Consider the following 17,821-nt stretch of genomic DNA (forward strand, 5'->3'; position numbering starts at 1 on the left):
CGCGCTCCTACCGGTCTTGCTTGAGCTGCGGCGCGACGCTCTCGTTGCGCTCGCGCCATGGTGCCGGCGTCGCGGGCCGCAGGCTGGTGTAGGGCGCAATCGTCGAACGATAGCCGGCGCGCGCGATCTTGGCCGCGGGATCGGCAGGATCAGCGCCAGCGACTTGTATCGTTGCCGGCATGCAGCCGGACAACGCCAAGGCCGTCGCGGCCAGCAGCGGCCAATTGAATCGAAAGTGTCGTCCCCGCGCCGCGGATGCAGCGGCGGACTTCGCCCCGGAAAGCGTAAGCATGAGTCATCCCTGATCTGTCTGGAGACCACAGGTGCGCGCGCGCGGATGCGCGCTCGGCCTGACGTCGTCGCGCGTCAGATCAGGCGATCGGAGGGCGGTAGTGCAGGGGCGGCGCCGCGCTGTGCAGGCTGGCCACGATCTCGGGCGAGCAGGCGGAAACCGGCTGAAGCGACTTTGCGACGCTGGGCAGGTCGGCCGGCAGCGCGCTCACGCACATCATCGCGCAGCACGGTCCCGCCGTACCCTTGCCGCCGTGATGATGAGGGGTGGGGGGCGCGTCCTGCGCGGCGCCCTGATGATGCGCATGCGGCCTGGCGTGGTCATGCGAGGCGCCGTGATGCGTGTGGCCGGCCTGCATCTGGTGATGCACCGGCACGCGGTCGGCGAGAAGCGCGTCGTCGAGGCACGGTGCTGGAGCGCTACCCCAGGCGAGGCTTGCGGCCGGCGCGATCACGCAGAACAGATAGGCGAAGGCAATGAAGCGCCCCACCTTGATCCGCATCGATCGTGTCAATCGCAGCAACATTCCGCCGACATGCTCTCCGCGCCGCCGTGTTGCATGCGCTGATTTGCAAAATAATGACAAAACGCGCGTTCGCCAAGCTCCATCTTACCGCAGTGCACCGTGCATGCCCAATATCGCGCCACAATGGTTGACCCTGTGGTGATCCGCGGGCCATGGTCCCGCCCGTGCACGCACCAAATCAGTCAGGACAAACACCCGAAGCATTCACCCCTGATTCGCGTCAGGCCTGGATGCGCCTCGTCATTGCGCTTCTGATCGGCTCGATCGGCGGCGTCGGCATGTGGGCGATCGTCGTCATGATTCCCGCGGTGCAAGCCGAATTCTCCGCCACGCGCGGCGCGGTGTCGCTGGCTTTCACCCTGATGATGTTCGGTTTCGGGCTTGGCGGCGTCATCGCCGGCAGGATCACCGACCGCTTCGGCATCGTGGCGGCTATGGCGATCAGCATTGCCTTCCTCGGGGTCGCCAATGTGCTGGCGGGTCTGTCGACCCAGCTCTGGCAGTTCGTGGCGGCGTATTTCCTGATCGGGCTCGGCACGTCGGCGACCTTTGCGCCGCTGATGGCGGAGGCCTCGCACTGGTTCGAGCGCTATCGCGGCCTGGCCGTGACGATCGTCGCCAGCGGCAATTATGTCGCCGGCACGATGTGGCCGCCGCTCGTGAGCACGGGCATGCAGACGATCGGCTGGCGCTTCACTCATATCGGCATCGGCCTCGTCTGCGTCAGCCTGATGACCATCCTGGTGCTGGTCCTGCGCGCGCAGATGGGCGACGACAAGGTTCACGATCATGCCAATGCAGCGCCGCCGCGGGTCGACCTCAAGCTCTCGACCAACACGCTGACGGTGCTGCTCTCGATCGCCAGCATTTCCTGCTGCGTCGCCATGGCAATGCCGCAGGTGCATATCGTCGCCTATTGCGGCGATCTCGGATATGGCGTGGCGCGCGGCGCCGAGATGCTGTCGCTGATGATGGCCTGCGGCATCGTCAGCCGGATCGGCTCGGGCTACCTCGCCGACAAGATCGGCGGCATCCCCACACTGCTGATCGGTGCGGTGGCGCAAGGCTTCGCACTCGTGTTCTATCTGTTCTTCGACGGCCTGACCTCGCTCTATTTGATCTCAGCGATGTTCGGCCTGTTCCAGGGCGGCATCGTGCCGAGCTATGCCATCATCGTACGCGAGGCGATGCCGGCGAGCGAGGCCGCAACCCGCGTCGGCATCGTGATCTTCGCGTCCGTGTTCGGCATGTCCTTCGGCGGCTGGGTCTCGGGCGTCATCTTCGACGCGACAGGTTCCTACGCCGCGGCGTTCGCCAACGGCGTGGCGTGGAACGCGCTCAATATCGGCATCGTCTTGACGCTGCTGATCCGCTCGCGGATCAATGCAGTCAGGACCGGTCCGGGTTTTGCGACCTAGACTGCCTGTCCCGCCTTCAGCAACGAACAACCCGTGATCTTGTAGCTGCCGTCCGGTTGCTGCTCCAGCGTGTAGAGCGCTTCCCAGGCCTCGCCATTGGCATCGATGATATGGACGTGCTGGGCAATCCGGCTGCCCTCGCTCTTGCTGCCGCCAAATTCAAAGCTCTTGTGCCGGTACACCGGCGGGTAGCCGTTTTGCACCATGGACATGAAGATGTCGGGCGTCGGGAAGATCTCCTGGATCGCAGGAGCGGCGTAGGAATAGGCCCCGCGCGCGTCGTCGCGGCCGAATGCCTGCTCCTGGGCGCGGATGATACTCTGTGCCGTCGCGACATCGTCGGCGCGCGCTGAGATGGGACCGAAGGCGACACTGAGAAAGACCAGCAAGGCGGCGATGCGCATGACAGGCTCCGCGTTGAAATCCCGGCGGCGCCGATCCTAGCACATCTCGCGGGCTATCGCTTCCGCTTTGCAGCCGGCTTCGCGGGCTTTGCGGCCGCGCGTACCCCGGCTTTCACGACAGGCTGCACCCGCAAACCGTCGACGAACACGTCGAGCATCCGCAGCACCGAGGATTGCCAGCCGGGCTGGTCGTGCATGTAGCACATGCCGAAGAACGCGCGCAGCAAGTCCTCGGGACTGATGTCCGCGCGCATCGCGCCGGCCGCGGCTGCGCGATCGAGCAGCGAGCCGATCGCCTTGGTCAGGCGCTCAAAGGAAAAGGCATGCAACTCCGACCCGCTCTGCACCGCGAGTGCCAGGGCTGCCACCATGCCCTTCTTGGTGGCAACGAATTCGACTCCTGAGCGCAGCCAGCGCCTGAGCGCGTCGACCGGGTCACTGGCGTTCTTCAACTGCTCGGCGAGCTCGCTGAGCTGCTCGACCTCGCGCCGGTACACCGCCTCGAACAAATCCTCGCGGGTCGGGAAATGCCGATAGAGCGTGCCGATGCCGACACCGGCGCGTTTTGCCACCGCCTCCAGGCTCGCCTCCGGACCACCCGCGTTGAACACGGCCTTGGCCGCCTCGAGCACGCGCTCGCGATTGCGCACGGCATCGGCGCGGGGCTTGCGGGTCCGGTCGGTGTGCTCGTCCATCCAGGCAATGTAGATCACGAATTGGTTAGATTGAACCCTTGTGGGGCTGCATCGCGTTGATGCGCACGGGCTTTTGACGAATTCCAAATATTTCCCGCCGGCCCTTGTTAAGCGGAGGCTACCTCCGTATCTTCGCTGAAGACGTTTGGCTCGGATCATGTTCGGGCGGCGCGGAATCGACGGCGGCCACGGCGGTGGCGCGCTGCGCGATCACTCATGTCTATTCCTGATCGGAGCCTTGTATGAACCTCTCCATCAGCCTCACCGTGAACGGTGCGCGGCGCGACTTCGTCCTCGACGATCCGCGCGTCACGCTGCTCGATCTCCTGCGTGAGCGCCTCCACCTGACCGGAACCAAGAAGGGATGCGACCGTGGCCAATGCGGCGCCTGCACCATTCTCGTCGACGGCAAGCGCATCAACTCCTGTCTCGCGCTGGCCATCAGTCATGACGGCGCCGACATTCTCACCATCGAGGGCGTGGCGCGCGGCGACCAGCTTCACCCCGTGCAGGCCGCTTTCATCGCCCATGACGGATTTCAGTGCGGCTTCTGCACGCCCGGCCAGATCATGAGCGCCATCGGCATGATGAGCGAGGCGCAGGCCGGCAACGATCCCGAGCGCATTCGCGAATGCATGAGCGGCAATCTGTGCCGCTGCGGCGCCTATGCCGGTATCGTCGATGCCGTGCTCGACGCGCAGGCCGGCATGGACGAATCCAATCAGAGGCGCTCCGCATGAAGCAATTTGATTACGTCAGGCCGGCCACGGTCGCCGAAGCCGTCGCGGCCGCGACGCAGCCGGGCGCGGTCTATCTCGCCGCCGGCACCAATCTGCTCGATCTGATGAAGGGCGGCGTCAGCCGTCCGGATCGTCTGGTCGACGTTACCCATCTCGACGGACTCGATCGGGTCGAGCGCCTTGCCGACGGTGGTATCCGCATCGGCGCACTGGTGAGCAACGCCGATCTTGCGCATGACGCAGACTTTGCCAAGGCCTATCCGGCCGTCGCCGAAGCGCTGCTCTCCGGCGCATCGGCGCAACTGCGCAATGCCGCGACCGCGGGCGGCAATCTACTGCAACGGACGCGCTGTGCCTATTTCTACGACACCGCAAGTCGCTGCAATAAGCGCGAGGCCGGCAGCGGCTGCGACGCTCGCGACGGCGAGAACCGCACCCACGCCGTGCTCGGCTGGAGCGAAAACTGCATCGCCACGCATCCGTCCGACTTCTGCGTGCCGCTGGTTGCGCTCGACGCCATCGTCGAGATTGAGGGCAGGAACGGGCGGCGCGAGATCGCGCTCGACGAATTGCATCGCCTGCCCGGCGATACGCCCGAGCGTGAATCGGCGCTCGAACCGGGTGATCTCATCGTCGCGGTGCGCCTGCCGCCTGCGGCGCGGGGCTTTGCCGCGCATGCGCGCTATCTTAAGGTCCGCGATCGAACGTCCTACGCGTTTGCCGTCGTCTCGGCTGCGGCTGCGCTGCGGATCGAGAACGACAAGATCGTGGAGGCGCGGCTTGCGCTCGGCGGCGTCGCGGCAAAGCCCTGGCGCGCCCGCGCTGGAGAGGACGTGCTCAGGAACGTCGCGCCCACGGTGGACGCTTTCCAGGAAGCCGCCTCGCGCGCGCTCGCCGACGCAAGACCGTCGGGCGACAACGCCTTCAAGATCGAGCTCGCGCGCCGGATTGTCGTGCGCGCGCTGAGCCTCGCCGCCGCCGGTACGCCCGTGCGCATCCCCGCGCTGCCGGCCTCTCCCTTTGCCTCGACGTCCGGAGCCATTCATGCCCGAGCTTAATCTCACCAGCGCACCCGCCCATCTGCGCCATGGCTCGAACATCGGCCAGCCGCTGACCCGCCGCGACGGCGTCCTCAAGGTCAAGGGCCAGGCAACCTACGCCGCCGACAATCATCCGCCCGGCATGCTGTTTGCGGTGATGGCCGTCGCCAGCATTTCGCGCGGCCGCGTGACTTCGCTCGATGTCGCCGCTGCCAAGCGCCACCCCGGCGTCGTCGATGTCATGACGCCAGACCACAAGCCTGGGCTCGCGATCGATCCCGAGATCAAGACCAACCCCTTCGTGTTCCGGATGGAGGTGTTGCAGAGCAATGAGGTCCGCTACGCCAACCAGCCGATCGCCGTCGTGATCGCCGAGACGCTGGAGGCTGCGACGGAAGGCGCGGCGCTGCTGGCGCCGCGCTACGAGACGCTGCCCGCGCTCATCGGCCTCGATGCGGGTGAAAGCTTCGTGCCGCCGGTCGTCGGTGTCGGCAACCCCACGGAAAATCACCGCGGCGATGTCGAGGCGGGGCTTGCCTCCGCCGACAAGCGGATCGACGCGATCTACGAAACGCCGCCGCAATATCACAACGCAATGGAGCCGCATGCGATCGTGGCTGCCTGGAACGGCGACAGTCTGCACATCGACATGCCGACCCAGGGTCTCATGCTGTCGCTGGCGCGCGTTGCCGAATTGTTCGGCATCGCACACGACAAGATCCACATCCGCAGCCCGTTCCTCGGCGGCGGGTTCGGCTCGAAGGGGCTCATGGCCGGCCCTCCGGTGCTCGGCATTATGGCGGCAAAGCTCGTCGGCAAACCGGTCAAGCTGGTGCTGCGCCGTGAGCAGATGTACGGCCCGGTCGGCCATCGCGCGCCGACGCGGCAGCGGCTGCGCATCGGCACAGATGGCGAGGGGCGCCTGACCGCGCTCGATCACCATGCGAGGACCGTGTCGAGCACGTTCGACGATTTCTACGAACCCGCGGCTGATGCCTCGCACACGCTCTATGCGGCGCCCGCGATCCGCACCTCGCATGATGCCGTGCGCGTCAACACCGGCACGCCGTTGTTCATGCGCGCGCCCGGCGAGGCCACCGGCTCGATCGCGCTAGAGAGCGCGATCGACGAGATGGCGTGGGCTTGCGGCATCGATCCGCTCGCCTTTCGTCTGAAGAACTATGCCGAGGTTGAGCCCATCACCGGCAAGCCGTTCTCGTCCAAGGCATTGCGCGCCTGCTACGAGCAGGGAGCGGCGCGCTTCGGCTGGGCGAAGCGATCGCTCCAGCCGCGGCAGATGCGCGACGACGATGGCCTTCTGGTCGGCTGGGGCATGGGCACCGCGACGTTCCCGGCGCTGATGTTCCAGGCCGAGGCACGCGCAGTGCTTCGCCGCGACGGCTCCGGCGCCATGGAAATCGGCGCGCATGACATGGGGCAGGGCGCCTGGACGGCGCTGGCGCAGATTGCGGCCGACGAACTGGGGCTTGATATCGACCGCGTCGAGTTCAAGGCGGGTTCATCCGACCTGCCCGATGCCGGCATCGCCGGCGGCTCGGCACACACGGCAACCGCGGGTGCCGCGATCCACAGCGCAGGCGCCGCCGTGATTGCAAAACTCGCCGATCTCGCCACCAACGATGAGCGCTCGCCGCTGTTTGGCGCCGGCAATGCCGGGGTGATCGCGCGCGATGGCAGGTTGATCCGGCGCGACGACGAGAGCCGCGGCGAAAGCTACGCCGAGATTCTCGCGCGCGCAGGCGTGGCCGAGGTCGAGGCGCGTGGCACCGGCGCGCCGAATCCGGCGGCAATGGAGGAGTATGCGATGCATGCCCATGGCGCGGTGTTCGCGGAGGTGAAGGTCGATCCCGAGCTCGGCCAGGTCCGCGTCACCCGCATGGTCGGCGCTTTCGCCGCGGGACGCATCGTCAACCCGCGTATGGTGCAGAGCCAGCTGTTCGGTGGCATGATCTGGGGCCTGTCCTTCGCGTTGCACGAGGAAGCCATCACCGACCGCCGCACGGGCCGGATCATGAACGCCAATCTCGGCGAGTACCATATCCCGGTGAATGCCGACGTGCCGCCGCTCGACGTGATCACGGTCGATGAGCACGACCCGCACGTGAACGCGCTCGGTATCAAGGGTGTCGGCGAGATCGGCATCACCGGCAGTGCGGGCGCGGTTGCCAACGCGGTGTGGCATGCGACGGGCGTCCGTGTCCGCCGTTTCCCGATCCGGATCGAGGAGTTGCTGACGTAGCCTTTAAGCAGCGGCGGGCGAGGCCGTCTCGCTCTCCGCCTGCTAGTGCAGCTTCTTGCGAAGAGCCTTGAGCGCTTCTCGCTGCGACTCGATGTAGTTCGCGATGGCCTTGCGCAGCTCCTCCGAATGGAGCTTGTCGTTGTCGCGCTGCACTTCATCGAGTGCGGCCTCTGCATTTGCGAGCGTGATCTTCATAGCGAGCCCTGTTACGAAGCGGCTCCGGAAAGCGGAGGCTGCTTGGCTATGGCTCGAAATATATAGAGGATCAGGCTGCGGAAATTGAGATGGCTCAAGCTCCGTAAGATACCGGTGGCTCCGTAGGATCGCGGATAACTTCAAAATGTCGGCGGTGTGCAGGCCGAGATCACCTCGCACGGCTTGCCGCCGACGCAGCGGAAGCGATGCGGACGCCGGCTCTCGAAGTAATAGGCATCGCCCGGATTGAGGATGCGGCGCTCGTCCTCGACGGTGACTTCGAGCTTTCCCGAGATCACGATGCCGCCTTCCTCGCCGTCATGGACGAGGTGAACGCGCCCGGTGTCGCTGCCGGGCTCGTAGCGCTCCTTCAGAATCTGCAGGCTGCGACCGAACAGATTGTCGCCGATCTGCCGATAGGAGATCGGCTTCTTGCCGACCTCGGTCAGCTCTTCGCCGCGGTAAAATATCTTGCGCCGGCTCTCCGGCTCCAGCGCGAAGAATTCGGCGAGCCCCATCGGAATGCCGTCGAGGATGCGCTTGAGGGCGCCGACCGACGGGTTCATCTGGTTGGATTCGATCAGCGAGATCGTCGAATTGGTGACGCCGGCGCGCTTGGCGAGTTCGCGCTGCGACAGCTTCTGGCGCGCCCGGATGAATCGCAGCCGTCCACCGATATCGACGCTCATGTCCCTGTCCCGTGTTGCAGGTGTTGCGGATCGCGCAAATATGGACCGGCAGCCCCAGTTAAATCAATGGCTTGCAGCCTCTCAGAAAAGGACTTGTTGCGCTTTTCAAGCCGTGCCTCTGGTAGCAGGTCAGCAAAGGAGCGTGGCCCGTGACCCTTCATCAGATTCCGAACACCATCAAGACCGACTCGTTCTGGATGCCGTTCACGGCCAACCGGCAATTCAAGAAGGCGCCGCGCCTGTTCTCCTCGGCCGAGGGCATGCACTACACCACCGTCGACGGCCGCAAGGTGATCGACGCCTCCGCCGGCCTCTGGTGCGTCAATGCCGGCCACGGCCGCAAGCAGATCGCCGCCGCCGTCGAGCGCCAGCTGATGACGCTGGATTTCGCACCGTCGTTCCAGATGGGCCATCCGCTGGCATTCGACTTCGCCGAGCGTCTGGCCGAGATCGCGCCGAAGGGCCTCGATCGCATCTTCTTCACCAATTCCGGCTCCGAGTCGGTCGACACCGCGCTGAAGATCGCGCTCGCCTATCACCGCGCCAACGGCCAGGCGAGCCGCACCCGTCTGATCGGCCGCGAGCGCGGCTATCACGGCGTCGGCTTCGGCGGCACCTCGGTCGGCGGCATGGTCGCCAACCGCCGCGCCTTCGCGACCCTGCTGCCGGGCGTCGACCACATCCGTCACACCCACGATCTCACCCGCAACGCCTTCGCCAAGGATCAGCCCGAGCATGGCGCCGAGCTCGCCGATGATCTCGAGCGGTTGGTGGCCCTGCATGGCGCCGAGACCATCGCCGCCGTCATCGTCGAGCCAGTGCCCGGATCGACCGCGGTGTTGCCGCCGCCGAAGGGCTATCTCCAGCGCCTGCGCGACATCTGCGATAAGCACGGTATTCTCCTGATCTTCGACGAGGTCATCACCGGCTTCGGCCGCCTCGGCACGCCGTTCGCCGCCAACTTCTTCGGCGTCACGCCTGACATGATGACGACGGCCAAGGGCATCACCAACGGCACCGTTCCCTGCGGCGCCGTGTTTGCGAGCCGCAAGGTTCACGACGGCCTGATGGTCGGCCCGGAGAACGCGATGGAGCTGTTCCACGGCTACACCTATTCGGCGCACCCGGTCGCCTGCGCCGCGGGCATCGCGACGCTCGACATCTACAAGGATGAAGGCCTGCTGACGCGCGGTGCTTCGATCTCTGAATACTGGCGCGACGCGCTGCATTCGCTGAAGGGCCTGCCCAACGTCGTCGATATCCGCAATTGCGGCCTGATGGGCGCGGTCGAGCTGTCGCCGCGTGACGGCACCGTCGGCGTGCGTGGCTACGACGTCATGGTCGACTGCTTCAATCGCGGGCTGTACTTCCGCATGAGCGGCGATAGCTTTGCGCTGTCGCCTCCGCTCATCGTCGAGAAGAGCCACATCGACGATATCGTGTCGATCCTCGGCGATGCCATCAAGCGGGTGGCCTGATAATTGCTCTCGCCGTTGCCGAGTTCCTCTTGCAGCGGCGAGCGTGATGCCGCGGGAGTTTGACCAAGCGTGAAAGTTCTGATCCTCGGCAGCGGTGTCATCGGTGTCACCTCTGCCTACTACCTCGCGCGTGCCGGCCATGAGGTGACGGTTGTCGACCGTCAGCCCGAACCGGCGCTCGAGACCTCCTTTGCCAATGCCGGCGAAGTGTCGCCCGGCTATTCCTCGCCCTGGGCCGGTCCCGGCGTCCCGGTGAAGGCGGTCAAATGGCTGCTGATGAAGCACGGCCCGCTGGTGATCCGGCCGAAGCTCGATCCCGTGATGTGGGTCTGGCTGCTCAAGATGCTGCGCAACTGCACCAGCGAACGCTACGCGATCAACAAGAGCCGGATGATTCCGATCGCGGAATACAGCCGCGATTGCCTGCGCGACCTGCGCCGCGACATCGGCATCCAGTATGACGAGCGCTCGCAGGGCACGCTGCAGCTGTTTCGCTACCAGGCCCAGCTCGACGGCACCGGTGAGGACATCGCCGTGCTCAAGCAATACGGCGTGCCGTTCGAGGTGTTGAGCCGCGAGGGCTGCATCGCGGCCGAGCCGGCTCTGGCGGGCGTGAAAGAGAAGGTCGCGGGCGGACTACGCTTGCCGCAGGACGAGACCGGCGACTGCCACATGTTCACGCAGGCACTGGCCAAGCATGCCGAAGCGCTCGGCGTGCGCTTCATGTTCAATACCGGCATCGACCGCATCGTCACCGACGGGGCGCGCGTCAGCGGCGTCGCGACCAGCGCTGGGATGTTGCAGGCAGACGCTTACGTGCTCGCGCTCGGAAGCTGGTCGTCGCGGCTGGTCGCGCCGCTCGATATTTCGCTGCCAGTCTATCCCGTGAAGGGTTATTCGATCACGGTACCGATCAAGGACGCTTCCGGCGCGCCGGAATCGACGGTGATGGACGAGAGCTATAAAGTCGCCATCACGCGCCTCGGCAATCGCATCCGCGTCGGCGGCACCGCCGAAATCTCCGGCTTCTCGAGCCAGCTCTATGGTGCGCGGCGCGCCACGCTCGATCACTCGCTGACCGATCTGTTCCCGCGAGGCGGCGATCTCTCCAAGGCGACGTTCTGGAGCGGCCTGCGCCCGATGACGCCGGACGGCCCGCCCGTGATCGGCCCGACGCAATACGCCAACCTTCACCTCAACACCGGCCATGGCACGCTAGGCTGGACCATGTCCTGCGGCTCCGGCCGCGTGCTCGCCGACATGCTGTCAGGCAAAAAGCCGGACATTGATGTGAGTGCGCTGACAGTGGACCGGTACAAGTACCGGTTTGGCTAAGACTCTATCCTCCCGTCATTGCGAGGAGCTCTCGCGACGAAGCAATCCAGAGTGTCTCTGCGGTGAGAATGTGGATTGCTTCGCTTCGCTGGCAATGACGGCTGCGCTACGCCGTCCCCGTCACGCAATTCACCCACAGCACCACCGCCTTCGCGTCATTGGCTGGATTTGAAAACCGGTGCGGCCGACGGCTTGCAAACCGAAAACTGTCGCCCGTCTTCAGCGACCACGTCTCGCTGTCCACCGTCAGCATCATCTCGCCTTCGAGAACGAGGCCGGCTTCCTCGCCGTCATGGGTGTAGAGCTCGTCACCGGTGGAGCCGCCCGGCTCCAGATGCACCAGGAACAGGTTGAGCCGGTTGTCGGGGCTGGCGGGGCTCAGCAACTGCTTGGACACGCCGGTGCGCCAGAGCTTCAGCTCGGGCCGCTGCAGTCCGCGCGTGACCACCTGATCTGGTGCACCGTCGGCGTTCGGGCTGGCGCCGAACAGCGCGGCGATGCCGACGCCGAGCACGTCGGCGAGCGTGGCCAGCACGCGCAGCGACGGCGACGACAGTCCGCGCTCGATCTGGCTGAGGAAACCGATCGACAGCTCCGTGCGCGAGGCAACCGTCTCGAGCGAGAATTGCCTGATGCGCCTGAGATCGCGGATGCGGCGGCCGACCGCAACATCCATCGCCGGCTCGGCCGCTTTGGCGATAGCCCGGGCGGAGGCTTTCACCTTCACCTTCTTCACCGGCTTTGCGGCGGCCGGCCTGTGCATTCTCTTGCCACCGCTCACGTCAAACCGCTTCCTTCATGTGCATGAAAACCACTTGCATCGGCCGCAGAAGTGTGACCAAATTTTCATATTGGTGAAAATAGGCCGAAACGGCTTTGCCCGCAACGTCTGCGATGACGAGGTTTGCGAGCGCCGCCATCGGTCGGGCCCAAGGGGGATGCGATGAAGCGTTTTGGTCTGGCCGCGCTCGCGGCACTCGCGATTGCCGCAGCAGCGCCGGCCTCGGCGCAGCAAGTGCTGAAGGTCGGCTCGACGCCGACAGGCATTCCCTTCACCTTCCTCGACACCAAGACCAATAGCATCCAGGGCATCATGGTCGATCTCGTCACTGAAGTGGGCAAGGATGCCGGCTTCAACGTGCAGATCGAGCCGATGCAGTTCTCGGCCCTGATCCCGTCGCTGACATCAAGCAAGATCGACATCATCGCGGCCGCGATGTTCATCACAGCGCCGCGCAAGGAGGTCGTCGACTTCTCCGACCCGATCTACACCTATGGCGAAGGCCTCGTGGTCCCCAAGAGCGACACCAAGGCCTACGCCACCCAGGACGATCTGAAGGGCGAGACGGTCGGCGCTCAGGTCGGCACCGCCTTCGTCGACGCGCTGAAGAAGTCCGGCCTGTTCGCCGATGTCAAGGCCTACGACACCATCCCCGACATCCTGCGCGACGTGAACACCGGCCGCCTCAAGGCCGGTTACGCCGACTATCCGATCCTCGCCTACAATCTGAAGCAGGGCGGCTTCCCCGAGGTGCGCCTGGTCGATGGCTACAAGCCCGTCACCGTCGGTTCGGTGGGCATCGGCGTGCGCAAGGGCGAGGCCGCGCTGCTCGGCAAGATCAACGCTTCGCTCGCCAAGCTGAAGGCCAACGGCACCATCGACAAGATCCTCGATAAATGGGGTCTGAAGGCACAGGGTTGATCGGCAGAGGCCATCGATGAAAGCTGATCGATGAAAGGCTTCTGGCACGACGCGGCCGAATTCTTCCCGATCCTGATGAGCGGCGTCGCGCTGACGATCGTCGTCACCATCGGCTCGCTGCTGCTTTCGACGGTTCTTGGCCTCGTCTGGGCGATGATGCGGGTCTCCGGCATCCGCGTCCTGTCGCTGCTCAGCGCCAGCCTGATCAACGTGATCCGCGGCATTCCGATCATCGTGCTGTTGTTCTACCTCTATTTCGTGATGCCCGATCTCGGCGTTACCCTGTCCGCGTTGCAGGCCGCGATCCTCGGGCTCGGCATCGCCTACTCGGCCTATCAGGCGGAGAATTTCCGCGCCGGCATCGAGGCCATCGACAAAGGGCAGATCGAGGCGGCGCAATCGATCGGCATGGGCTGGTGGCTGACCATGCGCCGGGTCGTGCTGCCGCAGGCGGTGCGGATCGTGCTGCCGCCCTACGGCAACGTCATGATCATGATGCTGAAGGATTCCTCGCAGGCCTCGACCATCACGGTCGCCGAGCTTGCCCTTCAGGGCAAGCTGATCGCGTCCTCGACTTTCAAGAATACCAACGTGTTCACGCTGGTCGCGCTGATGTATCTCACCATGAGCATTCCGCTGATCCTGCTGGTCCGTCACTTCGAGAAGCGGGCCGGCAAGAAATGATCGAGCTGACCGACGTCCACAAGAGCTTTGGCGAGAACGAGGTACTCAAGGGCATCACGGCGTCCGTGCAGAAAGGCGAGGTGGTCTGCATCGTCGGCCCCTCCGGCTCCGGCAAGTCCACCATCTTGCGCTGTATCAACGGTCTCGAAAGCTACGACCGCGGCGAGATCAGCGTCGAGGGATTGAAGGTCGACCGCGACGCGCCGTCGATCGTGAAAGTCCGCACCCAGGTCTCGATGGTGTTCCAGCGCTTCAATCTGTTTCCGCACCGGACGGTGCTGGAGAACGTGGTTGAAGGTCCGCTCTATGTGAAGCAGGAGCCACGCGCTGCCGCATTCGAGCGTGGCCGCGCGCTGCTCGCCCAGGTGGGCCTTGCCGAGAAAGCCAACGAGCATCCGCCCCAGCTCTCCGGCGGCCAGCAGCAGCGCGTCGCGATCGCACGGGCGCTGGCGATGCAGCCCAAGGCCATCCTGTTCGACGAACCGACCTCGGCGCTCGATCCTGAATTGGTCGGCGACGTTCTCGGCGTGATGCGCAAGCTCGCCGACGACGGCATGACCATGGTCGTCGTCACCCATGAGATGGGCTTTGCCCGCGACGTCGCCGACCGCGTGCTGTTCATCGACGGCGGCGTCATCGTCGAGCAGGGGCCGGCCAAGTCGCTGCTCAATCAACCCCAGCATCCGCGCACGCAGGACTTTTTGCGCCGCGTGCTGCATCCGCTCTGACCGGTCTTCGCCATGACCACGCGCCTGCCTCTGCCGCCGTCCCTCTACGCCGACACCGCCGTCGTGCCGCCGACTACGCCGCCGCTCGACGTCGACAGGACGGTCTCGGTCGCGATCGTCGGCGGCGGCTACACCGGCCTGTCCACGGCGTTGCACCTGGCGGAGCAGGGTGTCGAGGCACTGGTGCTGGAGGCGCAGGAGCCGGGCTGGGGCGCATCCGGCAATAATGGCGGCCACACCAATCCGGGACTGAAGCACGACCCCGATCAGATCGAGGCCGATTTCGGCGCTGAGCTCGGCCGCCGCATGATCGACTTCTCCTACGGCACCACGAATTTTACGCATGATCTGATCCGCCGTTACCAGATCCCGTGCGAAGCGCGGCAGAACGGTACGTTGCGCGCGGCCTATAACGAGGCCAGCGCGGCCGCCATCGAGAAAACCGCACAACAGTGTATCGCCCGCGGCATGCCGGTGTCGTATCTCAATCGCGAGCAATTGCGCGGGATGACCGGCACGGATCGCTATATCGGCGCCATGCTGGATGCGCGCGGCGGCGATCTGCATCCGCTCAGCTACGCCCGTGGTCTCGCGCGTGCTGCAATCTCGGCAGGCGCGAAGGTGCACGGCGAAACACCCGCACTATCACTCCGTCGCGAGGGCAGCCGCTGGCGCATCGAGACGCCGCGCGCGGTGGTGCATGCCGACAAGGTGCTGCTCGCGACCAACGGTTTTACCGACGATCTCTGGCCGGCGCTTCGCCGCACCATCGTGCCGGTGTTTTCCTCGATCGCGGCCACGGCCCCGCTCTCTGACGACGTGGCCCGTTCGATCATGCCGACGCGTCCCGTCCTTTACGAGAGCGGCCACATCACCGTCTATTACCGCATCGATCAGCAGAACCGCCTCTTGATGGGGGGCCGCGGCCCGATGCGCTGGATCAGTTCGCCGCGCGACGTCGCCTATCTCATGCGATACGCCGAACGGCTATGGCCGCAGCTCAAGGGCGTGGCCTGGACCCATGGCTGGAACAGCCGGCTCGCCATCACCGCGGATCATTACCCGCACGTGCACGAGCCCGCGGACAACATCCTGATCTCGCTCGGCTGCAACGGTCGCGGCGTCGCGCTCTCGACCGCGATGGGCGCGCAGCTCGCGCGGCGTCTGATCGGCGGCGCCAAGGCCGAGCTCGACATGCCCGTCACCGGCATCAAGCCGATCCCGATGCATGCCTTCTGGCCGGTCGGCGTGACGACGGCAGTGATCGCTGGTCGCCTGCGCGACCGGCTGGGGATCTAGGCTCAGCCCTCCGCCACCGCGTCGGCCCAGGGCTGGAAGATCTCGACCGCGCCGGAATTGGTGTCGCCGTCGCGCATCACGACGCTCGGGCAGGCGAACTTCTGCGGCAAGGACTGCACCCGCGCTTCCTCATAGTCGAATCGCGCCGCGAGCGTCTCGCGTGTGTCCGCCGGCAACCTGGTATCGCCGATCACGATCGCGCCTTCGCTGGCGTCGATGCGCGGTTGATGGATTGCGGCATCGAGATCCATGCCAAAATCCATCGCAAACGACACGATCTGCATCACCGACGGGAGGATGCGGCGACCGCCGGAGGCACCGACCGCGAGCCGTCTGCCGTCCTTGGCCTCGGCGATGACGGGCGTGTAGTTGGTGAGACAGCGCTTGCCAGAGGCGAGCGAGTTGGTGGTGCCTGGCTTCGGGTCGAACCACATGATGCCGTTGTTCATGGCGATGCCGGTGTGCGGCGTGACGTATTTCGAGCCGAAGGACGACAGCAGCGTCTGCGTCACCGCCGCGATGTTGCCGTGGCGGTCGACCACGGAGAAGTGCGTGGTGCAGGCGGGCGCCAGATATTCCGCGCCGAGCGAGCGCTTGCCGTCGGCATCGCCCATATCCTTGAGCCGCTCGCGATAGGCCGATTGCAGCGCGGCGGCATATTCGGCATAGGCGGCCGCGTCGGGCGCGCTTCCCGGCTTCAGGTTCTGCTGCAACAGGCGCAGCGCATGCGCCATTGTCGGTCCGGCTGTGAGTTCCGGCGTCGCAAACACGTTGCCGCCACGATAGGGGATCGCCAGCGGATCGCGCAGATGGGCTCGGAACGCGGCGAGGTCCTCCACCGATAGCGCGCCGCCGTCAGCCTTGATGTCGGACGCGATGCTCCTGGCGAGGTCGCCCTGGTAGAAATCGCGCGGACCGGCGTCGGCGAGGTGCGCCAGTGTCGCCTTCAGCGTGTCCAGCGGCAGCCGCGTCTCGGACTTGATGCCCCACGGCGCGCTCGGCGGGAGGCCGTCCTTCAGGAACGTTGTCGCGCTCGCGGGATAGCGCCGAAGATCGGACGCCGATGCCGCGATCGTCAGCGTGGTCCACCAATCGACCAGCAGGCCTTCGCCGGCGAGGGCGACGGCCGGCGCGACCAGATCGTTCCACGGCAGCCTGGCGTGACGGCGATGCGCCTCCTCCATGCCGGCGACGACGCCGGGCACGGCGATCGAGCCGGGGCCGTGGATGTTGCGGTCGTCCTTCACCCGCTGCCAGGGAAACAGGTCGGAAGCCGCGCCTTCGCCGCTGAGCGGATAGTCGGCGGCGCGCAGGCTTTGCGGCGCGCACATGCCGTAGTCGATCACCTCGTAGAGATTTTCCGCGGCACGGTAGAGCACCATCGCGCCGCCGCCGCCCATGCCGCTGTTCCAGGGCTCCAGCACGTTAAGCGCGAAGGTGGTGGCGACGATCGCGTCCACACAGTCGCCGCCCGCCGCCAGCACTTGCGCCCCCACTTCGGCCGCCCGCCGCGATTGCGCGGCGACGATGCCGCCTTTGGATGTGACGGCGGGCTTGCGGACGGTTTGGGTGTGGCTGAACTGGTGCGGCATGATGATGTCTGTGTGCTGTCTTCGGTTTGGCTTCGTTGCGCTGAGCTCCGCGAAGAATGGCACATCGCCCCCATCGAGAACATCGAAAGGGCGACGCGGCATGGCTGGTGTGTAACAGCGGGGGTGGCGCAGTCGGCAAGACGTAGATGCCAAGACGAGAAAGCCCGGGACAGGCCCGGGCATGACGAGTTATGAGACCGATCAGTGGGAAGCGGAAGCCGCAGGGCTCAGCGCGCGCGATCCAGCCGGCTGGCCTGATACCTGGCGTGCCATTTCGGGCCAGGCCCGCGCATGTAGTGGAGCTCGGGGCGGTAGGGATTGCCCGCGATCCGGATCAGCGTCAGCCATTTGCTGGCGATGAAGTTCAGGGGCTGGCGGAGCAGGGTCAGTGACGCGAGCAACATGGCATCACCTCAGTGCGGCTTGCCGAGCATGGCAGTGAAGGGGAGGTCGAAGATCTCCTCGCCGTCGGAGCCGCTGACATGGATTACCCAGTCGCGCCAATCCTCAGCGCCGGGCGTCAGGATCATCGCGTTCATGATCTGGGCGGCACGGTCGCGCGCCTCGGTCAGGTTGGTCACGGCTGTGCCGCTGCGATCGATCAGCGTGCCGTCCAAGTTGGAGCAGTGAAAATAGACCTGGACCATATGCGTCTCCTATTGGGAGCGATTGGGACGGCAAACCGATACCATTCCAAGCCTTCGCGAAACATTCGGGTCGAGCCCGGTAAGGGAATCTACGGAG

At 65.5% G+C, this 17,821-nt stretch carries 20 protein-coding genes; 10 read left to right on the forward strand and 10 right to left on the reverse strand.

Annotated features, from left to right (window positions below):
* Positions 1-7 precede the first annotated feature (7 nt).
* Together AC0L3B_RS21960 and AC0L3B_RS21965 are read right to left on the reverse strand one after the other, a co-directional pair.
* The gene (locus AC0L3B_RS21960) at positions 8-292 is read right to left on the reverse strand and encodes a hypothetical protein (protein ID WP_018455708.1); all 285 of its coding nucleotides are present in this window, start codon (positions 290-292) and stop codon (positions 8-10) included.
* A gap of 79 nt (positions 293-371) precedes the next feature.
* Positions 372-794: a hypothetical protein gene (locus AC0L3B_RS21965; RefSeq protein WP_473381029.1), complete on the reverse strand. Its 423-nt coding sequence runs from the start codon at positions 792-794 to the stop codon at positions 372-374.
* 176 nt (positions 795-970) lie between these two features.
* Between AC0L3B_RS21965 and AC0L3B_RS21970 the strand changes: the two genes are divergently transcribed.
* Positions 971-2,236, forward strand: coding sequence for an MFS transporter (locus AC0L3B_RS21970; protein ID WP_026233006.1), 1,266 nt, complete (start codon positions 971-973; stop codon positions 2,234-2,236).
* Here AC0L3B_RS21970 and AC0L3B_RS21975 read toward each other — a convergent pair.
* Together AC0L3B_RS21975 and AC0L3B_RS21980 are read right to left on the reverse strand one after the other, a co-directional pair.
* Positions 2,233-2,640: a DUF4864 domain-containing protein gene (locus tag AC0L3B_RS21975; protein WP_473381030.1), complete on the reverse strand. Its 408-nt coding sequence runs from the start codon at positions 2,638-2,640 to the stop codon at positions 2,233-2,235. The genes AC0L3B_RS21970 and AC0L3B_RS21975 overlap by 4 nt on opposite strands.
* 53 nt (positions 2,641-2,693) lie before the next feature.
* Entirely contained in the window at positions 2,694-3,335 is a 642-nt protein-coding gene (locus AC0L3B_RS21980; RefSeq protein WP_377830634.1) for a TetR/AcrR family transcriptional regulator, read from the reverse strand.
* Between the two features lie 242 nt (positions 3,336-3,577).
* Here AC0L3B_RS21980 and AC0L3B_RS21985 point away from each other — a divergent pair, with 242 nt between their 5' ends.
* The 3 genes from AC0L3B_RS21985 to AC0L3B_RS21995 are packed head-to-tail and all read left to right on the forward strand — an operon-like array spanning position 3,578 to position 7,375.
* On the forward strand, positions 3,578-4,075 hold the full coding sequence (locus tag AC0L3B_RS21985; protein WP_085357876.1) for a (2Fe-2S)-binding protein: 498 nt from the start codon (positions 3,578-3,580) through the stop codon (positions 4,073-4,075).
* Complete coding sequence (locus AC0L3B_RS21990; protein WP_085357878.1) at positions 4,072-5,133, forward strand: FAD binding domain-containing protein; 1,062 nt, start codon at positions 4,072-4,074, stop codon at positions 5,131-5,133. The genes AC0L3B_RS21985 and AC0L3B_RS21990 overlap by 4 nt, the downstream gene beginning before the upstream one ends.
* Entirely contained in the window at positions 5,120-7,375 is a 2,256-nt protein-coding gene (locus tag AC0L3B_RS21995) for a xanthine dehydrogenase family protein molybdopterin-binding subunit (protein ID WP_085357880.1), read from the forward strand. The genes AC0L3B_RS21990 and AC0L3B_RS21995 overlap by 14 nt, the downstream gene beginning before the upstream one ends.
* Positions 7,376-7,417: 42 nt before the next feature.
* On the opposite strand, the gene AC0L3B_RS22000 is transcribed toward AC0L3B_RS21995, so the two are convergent.
* Both AC0L3B_RS22000 and AC0L3B_RS22005 read right to left on the reverse strand, forming a co-directional pair.
* Positions 7,418-7,570 carry a hypothetical protein gene (locus AC0L3B_RS22000; protein WP_018455699.1) on the reverse strand — a complete coding sequence of 51 codons (153 nt, stop codon included), beginning with the start codon at positions 7,568-7,570 and terminating at the stop codon, positions 7,418-7,420.
* Positions 7,571-7,710: 140 nt separating this feature from the next.
* Positions 7,711-8,259, reverse strand: coding sequence for a cupin domain-containing protein (locus tag AC0L3B_RS22005; protein ID WP_007600574.1), 549 nt, complete (start codon positions 8,257-8,259; stop codon positions 7,711-7,713).
* Positions 8,260-8,408: 149 nt separating this feature from the next.
* On the opposite strand from AC0L3B_RS22005, the gene aptA reads away from it, so the two are divergent.
* Together aptA and AC0L3B_RS22015 are read left to right on the forward strand one after the other, a co-directional pair.
* Entirely contained in the window at positions 8,409-9,737 is a 1,329-nt protein-coding gene (gene aptA, locus AC0L3B_RS22010; protein ID WP_085350327.1) for an omega-aminotransferase AptA, read from the forward strand.
* Positions 9,738-9,806: 69 nt separating this feature from the next.
* Positions 9,807-11,072, forward strand: coding sequence for a D-amino acid dehydrogenase (locus tag AC0L3B_RS22015; RefSeq protein WP_247372446.1), 1,266 nt, complete (start codon positions 9,807-9,809; stop codon positions 11,070-11,072).
* A 106-nt stretch (positions 11,073-11,178) separates the two neighbouring features.
* Here AC0L3B_RS22015 and AC0L3B_RS22020 read toward each other — a convergent pair whose 3' ends face one another.
* Positions 11,179-11,835, reverse strand: coding sequence for a helix-turn-helix domain-containing protein (locus AC0L3B_RS22020; RefSeq protein WP_018455696.1), 657 nt, complete (start codon positions 11,833-11,835; stop codon positions 11,179-11,181).
* 180 nt (positions 11,836-12,015) lie between these two features.
* Between AC0L3B_RS22020 and AC0L3B_RS22025 the strand changes: the two genes are divergently transcribed.
* Genes AC0L3B_RS22025 through AC0L3B_RS22040 form a run of 4 tightly spaced genes read left to right on the forward strand, consistent with a single transcriptional unit; the run spans position 12,016 to position 15,485 of the window.
* Positions 12,016-12,774, forward strand: coding sequence for an ABC transporter substrate-binding protein (locus AC0L3B_RS22025; protein WP_018455694.1), 759 nt, complete (start codon positions 12,016-12,018; stop codon positions 12,772-12,774).
* Between the two features lie 30 nt (positions 12,775-12,804).
* Positions 12,805-13,458 (forward strand): amino acid ABC transporter permease, encoded by a 654-nt coding sequence (locus tag AC0L3B_RS22030; RefSeq protein ID WP_018455693.1) that lies wholly within the window; start codon positions 12,805-12,807, stop codon positions 13,456-13,458.
* Positions 13,455-14,186 carry an amino acid ABC transporter ATP-binding protein gene (locus AC0L3B_RS22035; RefSeq protein WP_377827909.1) on the forward strand — a complete coding sequence of 244 codons (732 nt, stop codon included), beginning with the start codon at positions 13,455-13,457 and terminating at the stop codon, positions 14,184-14,186. Before AC0L3B_RS22030 ends, AC0L3B_RS22035 begins: the two co-directional genes overlap by 4 nt.
* Positions 14,187-14,198: 12 nt before the next feature.
* On the forward strand, positions 14,199-15,485 hold the full coding sequence (locus tag AC0L3B_RS22040) for an NAD(P)/FAD-dependent oxidoreductase (RefSeq protein ID WP_247410374.1): 1,287 nt from the start codon (positions 14,199-14,201) through the stop codon (positions 15,483-15,485).
* Between the two features lie 2 nt (positions 15,486-15,487).
* On the opposite strand, the gene AC0L3B_RS22045 is transcribed toward AC0L3B_RS22040, so the two are convergent.
* From AC0L3B_RS22045 to AC0L3B_RS22055, 3 genes are all read right to left on the reverse strand, one after another.
* Positions 15,488-17,077, reverse strand: a complete 1,590-nt coding sequence (locus tag AC0L3B_RS22045) for a gamma-glutamyltransferase family protein (protein WP_456652717.1) — start codon at positions 17,075-17,077, stop codon at positions 15,488-15,490.
* Positions 17,078-17,304: 227 nt separating this feature from the next.
* Complete coding sequence (locus tag AC0L3B_RS22050; RefSeq protein ID WP_018455689.1) at positions 17,305-17,481, reverse strand: hypothetical protein; 177 nt, start codon at positions 17,479-17,481, stop codon at positions 17,305-17,307.
* 9 nt (positions 17,482-17,490) lie between these two features.
* Positions 17,491-17,724 carry a DUF6894 family protein gene (locus tag AC0L3B_RS22055; RefSeq protein WP_007606355.1) on the reverse strand — a complete coding sequence of 78 codons (234 nt, stop codon included), beginning with the start codon at positions 17,722-17,724 and terminating at the stop codon, positions 17,491-17,493.
* Between the last annotated feature and the right edge of the window lie 97 nt (positions 17,725-17,821).

The sequence above is a fragment of the Bradyrhizobium sp. Kon56 genome (assembly GCF_055807635.1).